This is a genomic window from Kitasatospora sp. NPDC088391, assembly GCF_044753345.1.
Lineage (GTDB): Bacteria > Actinomycetota > Actinomycetes > Streptomycetales > Streptomycetaceae > Kitasatospora.
Genome location: NZ_JBIVNB010000006.1, coordinates 447,668 through 456,170, shown reverse-complemented (window position 1 = coordinate 456,170; position 8,503 = coordinate 447,668). Strand labels below are relative to the sequence as shown.

At 72.3% G+C, this 8,503-nt stretch carries 7 protein-coding genes; 1 reads left to right on the top strand and 6 read right to left on the bottom strand.

Annotated features, from left to right (window positions below; genetic code table 11):
- Positions 1-129: 129 nt before the first annotated feature.
- Entirely contained in the window at positions 130-1,743 is a 1,614-nt protein-coding gene (locus ACIQBJ_RS21265; protein ID WP_400712531.1) for an amidohydrolase, read from the bottom strand.
- 26 nt (positions 1,744-1,769) lie between these two features.
- Complete coding sequence (locus tag ACIQBJ_RS21260; RefSeq protein WP_400712528.1) at positions 1,770-2,402, bottom strand: TetR/AcrR family transcriptional regulator; 633 nt, start codon at positions 2,400-2,402, stop codon at positions 1,770-1,772.
- A 109-nt stretch (positions 2,403-2,511) separates the two neighbouring features.
- Between ACIQBJ_RS21260 and ACIQBJ_RS21255 the strand changes: the two genes are divergently transcribed.
- Positions 2,512-3,936: a purine-cytosine permease family protein gene (locus tag ACIQBJ_RS21255; RefSeq protein WP_400712525.1), complete on the top strand. Its 1,425-nt coding sequence runs from the start codon at positions 2,512-2,514 to the stop codon at positions 3,934-3,936.
- 71 nt (positions 3,937-4,007) lie between these two features.
- Here ACIQBJ_RS21255 and ACIQBJ_RS21250 read toward each other — a convergent pair whose 3' ends face one another.
- From ACIQBJ_RS21250 to coxB, 4 genes are all read right to left on the bottom strand, one after another.
- Positions 4,008-5,273 (bottom strand): Ig-like domain-containing protein, encoded by a 1,266-nt coding sequence (locus ACIQBJ_RS21250; RefSeq protein WP_400712522.1) that lies wholly within the window; start codon positions 5,271-5,273, stop codon positions 4,008-4,010.
- Between the two features lie 161 nt (positions 5,274-5,434).
- On the bottom strand, positions 5,435-5,851 hold the full coding sequence (locus ACIQBJ_RS21245) for a cytochrome c oxidase subunit 4 (RefSeq protein ID WP_400712520.1): 417 nt from the start codon (positions 5,849-5,851) through the stop codon (positions 5,435-5,437).
- On the bottom strand, positions 5,848-7,626 hold the full coding sequence (ctaD, locus tag ACIQBJ_RS21240) for a cytochrome c oxidase subunit I (protein ID WP_400712517.1): 1,779 nt from the start codon (positions 7,624-7,626) through the stop codon (positions 5,848-5,850). Before ctaD ends, ACIQBJ_RS21245 begins: the two co-directional genes overlap by 4 nt.
- On the bottom strand, positions 7,623-8,480 hold the full coding sequence (gene coxB, locus ACIQBJ_RS21235) for a cytochrome c oxidase subunit II (RefSeq protein WP_400712514.1): 858 nt from the start codon (positions 8,478-8,480) through the stop codon (positions 7,623-7,625). The genes ctaD and coxB overlap by 4 nt, the downstream gene beginning before the upstream one ends.
- Positions 8,481-8,503: the final 23 nt, after the last annotated feature.

Below are 8,503 nucleotides of genomic sequence, written 5' to 3'. Positions count from 1 at the left end.
GCGGCGGGCCCGGCGCGGCCGGGGGCGGCGGCCCCGGGGGGCCGGGCGGGGGGGGCGCCCGGGGGGGGCCCCCCCGGCCCCCCCGCCCCCCCCCCGGGGGGGGCCCCCCCCGCTTCCGGTGCCGCGGGGTCAGCCCGCGCGGTGCGTGATCTCGCCGCCGCGGACGGTCAACCGGACGGGCAGCGCGGCGAGTTCGGCGTCGGGGGTGCTGAGCGGGTCCGCCGCCAGCACGGTCAGGTCGGCGCGGTGGCCGACCGCCAGGCGACCGGCCCGGTCCTCCTCCCCCGCCGCCCAGGCCGGGGCCAGGGTGTACCCGGCCAGCGCCTGCAGCGGGGTGAGCGCCTGCCCGGGCAGGTGCGGGGGCTGCTCGGGGTGCCGGGCCGGACGCCGGTGCCGGGCCCCGGCCATCACGCCGAGCGGGGCGAAGGGCGCGATCGGCCAGTCCGAGCCGAGCACGACCCGGGCCCCGGCCTCGGCCAGGTCGCGGCAGCGGAACGCCCGGCCGGCCCGCTCCTCGCCGAGCCGCCGGGACCAGTTGTCGGTGTGGTCGGCCCGGGTGTACTCGGTGCAGTGCGTCGGCTGCATCGAGGCCGTCACCCCGAGCGCGGCGAACCGCGCCACGGTGTCGTCCGGGACGGTCTCGACGTGCTCGACCCGGTGCCGGACCCCGCCCGCGCCGTGCGCGGCGACGGCCCGCTCCACGGCGTCCAGCACGTGCCGCACCGCGGCGTCCCCGATCGCGTGGGTGGCGGTCGGCACCCCGGCCCGGTGCAGTTCGCCGACCACCCGGGTGTACTCGGCCGGGTCGGGCCAGAACGCGCCGGTCGACTCGCCGTGGCAGTCGGGCCGCTCCAGCCAGGCCGTGCCGTTGTCGATGGTGCCGTCCATGAACAGCTTCGCCCCGGCGATCCGCCAGTGCCGGCCGCCCTCGCCCTGACGGCGGATCAGCGCGGCCAGCTCCTCCGGGCCGACGCCGGGCTGCACCCAGGGCGCGATCCGCAGCCGCAGCGGCAGCTGCCCGCGCTCCTCCAGCGCGGCGTACACCGCCAGGCTCTGCCCGTTGGCGTCCATCGCGTGGCCGCCGGTGAGCCCGGCGGCGGCCATCCGGCGCAGCACCTCGGCGGTGGCCCGGCACAGCTCCTCGAAGTCGGGCCGGGGCGCGACCGCGTCGACGAGTTCGCAGGCGGCGTCCTCCAGCAGCAGGCCGGTGGGCCGCCCGTCGGCGTCGCAGACCACCTCGGCGGAGCCCTGCTCGAAGCGGCGCGGCCCGTCGATCCCGGCGAGTTCCAGGGCCCGCCGGCTGGCCAGCATCGAGTGCGCGTCGAACAGGTCGATCGCGGCGGGGACGCCGTCCAGCACCGCCCCGACGCTGTCGGCCGAGACCGGCAGGCCGCCGAAGGCGTTCGGGTCCAGGCCCCAGCCGCGCAGCCACTGCCCGGCCGCCAGCTCCCGGGCCGCGGCCGCCAGCGCGGCCCGGACCTCGTCGAGGTCGGCGCAGCCGGACAGGTCGACCCCGGCGGTGCGCTCGGCGCCCGAGACGGGGTGCAGGTGGCCGTCGGTCAGCCCGGGGACGACCACCGCCCCGTCGAGGTCGACCAGTTCGGCGGCGCCGGCGGCGAGCTCGCGGCCGGTGCCGAGCCGGGCGATCCGGCCGTCGGCCACGGCGAGCGCGTCGAACGGCAGGAAGGTCCCGGTGCCGGGGTCGAGCAGCCGGGCGTTGGTCAGGACGAGGTCGGGGTGCACGGGGAAGCTCCTCTGCGGTGGTGCGGTCAGTGCGGGGTGCTCAGCGTCCCGGGCGGGAGGCCGAGGTCGCTCTCGGCGAGGGCGTGCACCATCGCGGTGACCGCGGGCGGGTGGCCGGTGCGGTCGGTGTTGGCGTGCACGCCGAGGCCGTCCAGGACGACCAGCAGCCGGATCGCGGCGATCTGCGGGTCGGGGGTGCGGAACTCCCCCGCCGCGACGCCGTCGCTCAGCAGCGCCGTCAGCCCGTCCCGCCAGCGTTCCTCCTGCTGGCCGACCCGTTCCCGCAGGGCGGGCCGGAACCGGCTGAGGTGACGGGCGTTCAGCCACAGCCGGCTGAGCTCGTCGTAGCGCGGGCCCTCGGTGCGTCCGAGGAAGCGGGCCAGCCGCCGCACGGCGGGCAGTCCGGCCTCGGACTCCGGCAGCAGCTCGGCCAGTTCGCCGCCGGCCGCGGTGCCGAAGGCTTCGGCCACCAGCTCCTCGGCGACCGGGAAGTAATGGCTGATCAGGCCGGGACGGACGTCCAGTGCCTCGGCGACCCGGCGCATGGTGATGCACTCCAGGCCCTCGGCGAGGGCGATCGCGGCCGCGGTGGCCACGATCTCCGCCCGCCTGGCCTCGGGGTTCTTGCGGACCCGTTTCGGCTGGACGCTTGACGACATGCCCCGCACGCTATTGGATGTGCGACCAATAGACAAGCCGCCTTCCGGATCGGCCGCTCCCGCACCGCCGACCGCGCCGGCACCCGTACTCGAAACCTCGGAGGACTCCATGGAATCCACGATTCCAGACCCCCGCACGGAGCTCCCCGCGCCCCCGCACCCCGCCGACCGGCCCGGCCGGATCGAGGCCCACGGCATCGACCACATCCCCGACTCCGAACGGCACGGCCGGGCCCGCGACCTCTTCGCCGTCTGGGCCGCCCCCAACGTCAGCTACCTCAACCTGGTGGTCGGCGGCACCCTGGTCCTGATCGGCCTCGACCTGTGGCAGTCGCTCGCCGTCGTGGTGGCCGGCAACCTGCTCTGGGCCCTGGTCGGCCTGCTCGCCGTCAGCGGCCCGGCCGCCGGCGCGCCCAGCGAGGTCGTCATGCGCGCCATGTTCGGCGTCCGCGGCAACCGGGTGAACATCGCCGTCACCGGCTGGCTGGTGTCGGTCTGCTACCTCGCCCTGAACTGGGCCGCCGCCTCGCTCGCCGCCTTCGCGCTGGCCGAACGGGCCGGGATCACCCCCGGCACCCCGCTCAAGGTGCTGATCATCGTCCTGGTCGCCGCCGCCACCCTGGCCATCTCGGTCTACGGCCACGCCACCATCGTCCGCCTCTACGGGCCCTTCACGCTGGCCCTCACCGCGGTCTTCCTGCTCCTCACCGGCTACCTGCTGGCCGGGCACACCGACTGGCACTACCGCCCCGCCGAACCCCTGCACGGCACCGCCCTGCTGGCCGCGCTGGCCGGCGGCACCGCGCTGATCGCCTCCGCGCCGCTCTCCTACTCCACCAGCGCCGACTTCTCCCGCTACCTGCCCCGCACCACCTCCCCGCGCGCGGTGGCCGGCTGGACGGCGGTCGGCGCCTTCGTCCCCAGCGTCCTGTTCACCGCCCTGGGCACCCTCGCCGCCACCACCCTGGACATGACCGACCCGCAGTCCGCCCTGAGCGCCGTCCTCCCCGGCTGGGTCCGCCCGCTCTTCCTGCTCGCCGTCGTGCTCAGCGCCGTCGCCAACAACGCGATGACCGCCTACTCCTCCGGCCTCGCCCTGCAGGCCGTCGGCCTGCGCGTGCGCCGCTCCCGCAGCGTCGCCCTGGACGGCGCCCTCGGCATCGCGCTCACCCTCTACGCGCTGCTGGTCTCCAACTTCCTCGACACCGTCAACACCGTCCTGGAGCTGATGGTCGCCCTCACCGGCCCGGTGATGGCCGTCTACGCCACCGACATCCTGCTCCGCCGCAACCGCTACGACGGCCCCGCCCTCACCGACGAGACCCCCGCCTCCCCGCACTGGTACTGGCACGGCGTCAACCGCGCCGGTGCCCTCGCCCTCCTGCTCGGCACCGCGGCCGGCACCCTCTGCCTCGCCACCGACCTCTTCACCGGCCCGCTCGCCGCCGCCCTCGGCGGCATCGACCTCTCCCTCCCGGCCGGGATGCTCACCGCCGCCACGACCTACCGGCTGCTGGCCCGCCGCCCGGCCTGACCCCGCCTCCCGGGCCAACGACCGGGTCCGCCCGGGGAGCATCCCGCTCCCCGGGCGGACCCGGCGGCGCGTCACCGGTTCACGCTCGGCGGCGGCGTCGTGCTCGCGGCCGTCGGCGCGGCCGCCGTCGTCACCGGCTTCCCCAGGGCGCTGTGCTTCACGTAGTCGTCGAAGCCCAGGTTCCAGTCGCCGTAGCCGTTGCCGAACGGCTCCATCCCGTGGCCCTGGCTGTTCACCACCCGCACCACGTCCCCGACCCGGGTGTTGTCGAAGAACCACTTCGCGTCGTCGGTGCTCATCCCGGTGCAGCCGTGGCTCACGTTCTCCTTGCCCTGCGCCCAGGTCGACCACGGTGCCGCGTGCACGTACTCGCCGCTCCAGGTGACCCGGGTGGCCCACTTGACGTCCAGGTCGTAGGACTCGCTGCTGCCCTGCGGGATGCCGATGGTCTCGCCGCTCATCCGGACGTCGGACTCCTGCCCGAGCACCACCTTGGTGCCGTTGCGGGTGTCGAAGCCGGGCTTGCCGGTGGTGACCGGGATGGTCCGCACCACCTGCCCGTTGCGCTGGTACGTCAGCTGGTGGGTGCCCGCGTCGATCAGCGCCTCGACCCGGTCGCCGGTGCGCAGCGCCAGCGTCCGCTGCTCGCCGCCGTAGACGCCGTCGGATATCCGGACGCCCGGCAGGTCGTAGGCGAGCTTGACGGTGGTGTTGGCGGGCCAGTACTCCTGCGGCCGGAAGTGCAGGTTCCGGTCGTCCACCCAGTACCAGGCGCCGGTGACGGCGGGCTGCGAGGTGACGGTCAGTCCGCGTTCGACCTGCTGCCGGGCGGCCGGGTCGGCGACCGGCTCGGAGAGTTCGACGGTGAGCGGCTGGCCGACGCCGTAGACCCCGCTGCCCGAGCTGTCGGGGCCGAGTTCGGCGGTGACCACGTGCTGTGCGGCGGCGGTGCTGAAGGCGGAGTCGCTCTCGCCGTGGCCGCCCTTGCCGTCCTCGGCCGCGACCTTGACGGTGTAGGCCGCGCCGGCCCGGAGCGGGTCGGTGGTCTGCCAGTGCTGCCGGTCGGCGGCGAGCTGCCCGGCGACCGGCTGCCCGTCGGGGCCGGTGACGGTGACGGTGCCGAGCTTCGCGGCGCCGTCCGTGGTGATGCTGAACGCCTTCGCGGGGTCGGCGCCCGCCCCGGTGGCCGAGGTGTGGACCAGGGGGGCCACGTCGACCTGACGGTTCGTCTCCTGCTGTTGCGACGAGTGCCCGGCGGAGCAGGCCGCCGCCGGTGCCAGGACCAGCACGGCGGCCAGCGCGGTCCGGGTGCTGCCGACTATCCGAGAGCCCTTCAACGGAACCTCCCAGGGGTATGAACCTGCCTCAGAGCGTAGGAAGGCGTCACCCGCCCGGCATGCCGGGTAACCCGGTCGGGGGAAAAGCCCGGGAACGCCGACGGGCCGGGCGCCCCCGTGGGGGTGCCCGGCCCGCTGTGCGACCGAGGGGGTTCCGGAACCTACTGGTTCTGGTTCTCGCCGCGGTAGAACTCGAAGACCCAGCCGAACAGGCCGATCAGGATGATCGGGATCGACCAGAACAGCAGCCACCAGCCGAAGATGACGCCCAGGAAGGCGAGCGCGCCACCGATGGCCAGCGAGAGCGGCTGCCAGCTGTGCGGGGCGAAGAAGCCCACCTCGCCGGCGTCGTCCGCGACCTCGGCCTCGGGGTTGTCGCCCGCGCCGGTGTCCACCCGCTTGGCGGTGAACGCCAGGTAGAAGCCGATGAAGGCGCACAGGCCGAAGGCCAGGAACAGTGCGGTGGTGCCGGCGGCCTCCAGGCCGTGGTCCGACTTACCGGTCCACACCATGTAGGTGATGGCGATCGCCAGGATGAAGAGGGCGAAGCCCGCGAAAATCTTGCCCTGTTCCTTCATCGGGCGTCACCCTCGTTCTTTCCCTTGCCCAGCGACGGACGGTCGTACTGCGCGGGGGTCACACCGTCGAAGTGCTTCGCCGGCTCGCCGTGGTTCTCGAGGTAGTCGAGGGCCGCGATCTCCGGGTGGTGCAGGTCGAACGCCGGGGATTCGGAGCGGATCCGCGGCAGGGTGGTGAAGTTGTGCCGCGGCGGCGGGCAGGAGGTCGCCCACTCCAGCGAACGGCCGTAGCCCCACGGGTCGTCGACCTCGACCTTCTCGCCGTACTTGGCCGTCTTCCAGACGTTGTAGAGGAACGGCAGGATCGACAGGCCGAGCAGGAAGGAGCTGATCGTCGAGATGGTGTTCAGCGTGGTGAAGCCGTCCGAGGCCAGGTAGTCCGCGTAACGACGCGGCATGCCCTCGGCGCCCAGCCAGTGCTGCACCAGGAAGGTGCCGTGGAAGCCGATGAACAGCGTCCAGAAGGTGATCTTGCCGAGGCGCTCGTCCAGCATCTTGCCGGTCATCTTCGGCCACCAGAAGTGGAAGCCGGCGAACATCGCGAAGACGACGGTGCCGAAGACCACGTAGTGGAAGTGCGCGACGACGAAGTACGAGTCCGAGACGTGGAAGTCGATCGGCGGGGAGGCCAGCAGGACGCCGGTCAGACCGCCGAACAGGAAGGTGACCAGGAAGCCGATCGTCCAGAGCATCGGGGTCTCGAAGCTCAGCGAGCCCTTCCACATGGTGCCGACCCAGTTGAAGAACTTCACACCGGTCGGGACCGCGATCAGGAAGGTCATGAACGAGAAGAACGGCAGCAGGACCTGGCCGGTCACGTACATGTGGTGCGCCCACACCGTCACCGAGAGGCCGGCGATGGCGATGGTCGCGGCGATCAGGCCGGAGTAGCCGAACATCGGCTTGCGGCTGAACACCGGGATGATCTCGGAGACGATGCCGAAGAACGGCAGCGCGATGATGTAGACCTCGGGGTGGCCGAAGAACCAGAACAGGTGCTGCCAGAGCAGCGCGCCGCCGTTCGTCGGGTCGAAGACGTGCGCCCCGAACTTCCGGTCCGCCTCCAGGGCGAACAGCGCGGCCGCGAGGACCGGGAAGGCCAGCAGGACCAGCACGGCGGTCAGCAGGACGTTCCAGACGAAGATCGACATCCGGAACATCGTCATGCCGGGGGCGCGCATGCAGATGATCGTGGTGATGAAGTTGACCGCGCCGAGGATCGTGCCGAAGCCGGAGAAGGCCAGACCCATGATCCACATGTCGGCGCCGATGCCCGGCGAGCGGACCGCGTCCGACAGCGGCGAGTAGGCGAACCAGCCGAAGTCGGCCGCGCCCTGCGGGGTCAGGAAGCCCGCCACCGCGATGATCGAGCCGAACAGGTACAGCCAGTAGGCGAACATGTTCAGGCGCGGGAACGCGACGTCGGGCGCGCCGATCTGGAGCGGCATGATCCAGTTCGCGAAGCCGGCGAACAGCGGGGTGGCGAACATCAGCAGCATGATCGTGCCATGCATGGTGAACGCCTGGTTGAACTGCTCGTTCGACAGGATCTGGGTGCCCGGGCGGGCCAGCTCGGCACGCATGACCAGGGCGAGGACGCCGCCGATCAGGAAGAAGGCGAACGAGGTCGCCAGGTACATCGTGCCGATCGTCTTGTGGTCGGTGGTGGTGAGCCACTTGATGATCGCGTTGCCCGGCTTGCGCACCCGCGGAGTCCCCGAGGTGACGGCCCCGGCTCCCCCACCGGCCGCGGCGGGCTCGTTGAGGATGGTCACTTCTCTTCACTACTTCCCGTGGGGAGGATGCCTGCGGGAACCGCGCCGGCCTGGCCCTTGTCGCGAAGGTCCTTCAGGTGCTGCGCGTACTCGTCGGCCGAGACGACCTTGACGTTGAACAGCATCCGCGAGTGGTCGACGCCGCAGAGCTCGGCGCACTTGCCGCGGTAGGTGCCGAGCGCGGTCGGGGTGACCTGGAACTCGTTGACCACACCGGGGACCACGTCCATCTTCATCATGAAGTTGACGGGCCAGAAGTCGTGGATGACGTCGTTGGAGGTCAGCCGGAACTTCACGGTCTCGTTGATCGGCAGGTAGAGCGTCGGAGGCTCCTTGGTGCTGCCGACCTCGTACGCGGCGGTGGTGCTCGCCGGGTCCGGGATCTCGGAGTTCTCGTAGTTGAACGCCCAACTCCACTGGAAGCCCACCACGTTGATGGTGTGCTGGGGCTTGGCGTCGACCTTCGTCAGGGTGGCCTCGTCGCGAGCGACGAAGTAGAAGAGCACCGAGACGATGACGAGGGGGACCGCGGTGTACAGCGCCTCGATGGGCACGTTGTACCGGGTCTGAGCGGGGATCTCCACCTTGGTGCGGCTGCGCCGGTGGAAGAACACGCTCCAGAGGATCAGACCCCACATCAGTGCGCCAACAATCAGAGCCGCGATCCACGAGCCCTGCCACATGTGAAGGACCAGCGGGCCTTCCTTGGTGACGGGACTGGGGAGGCCAAGCCTGGGCAGGTCGTTGGCCGAGCAGCCGGTGGCGGTCGCGATGACGAGGCCCAGTGCCAGCGCCTGAGGCAGCTTCCGCCGCATCGTGCGCCGCGGCGAGCGGTCGGAGCCGTTGGGACTCACGTAGCGCCTTCCCGAAGTCTCGC

Bases quoted from the DNA above. Each gene is read 5' to 3' on its own strand.
- ACIQBJ_RS21260 (WP_400712528.1), bottom strand. From the start codon at position 2,402: ATGTCGTCAAGCGTCCAGCCGAAACGGGTCCGCAAGAACCCCGAGGCC.
- ACIQBJ_RS21255 (WP_400712525.1), top strand. From the start codon at position 2,512: ATGGAATCCACGATTCCAGACCCCCGCACGGAGCTCCCCGCGCCCCCG.
- ACIQBJ_RS21245 (WP_400712520.1), bottom strand. From the start codon at position 5,851: ATGAAGGAACAGGGCAAGATTTTCGCGGGCTTCGCCCTCTTCATCCTG.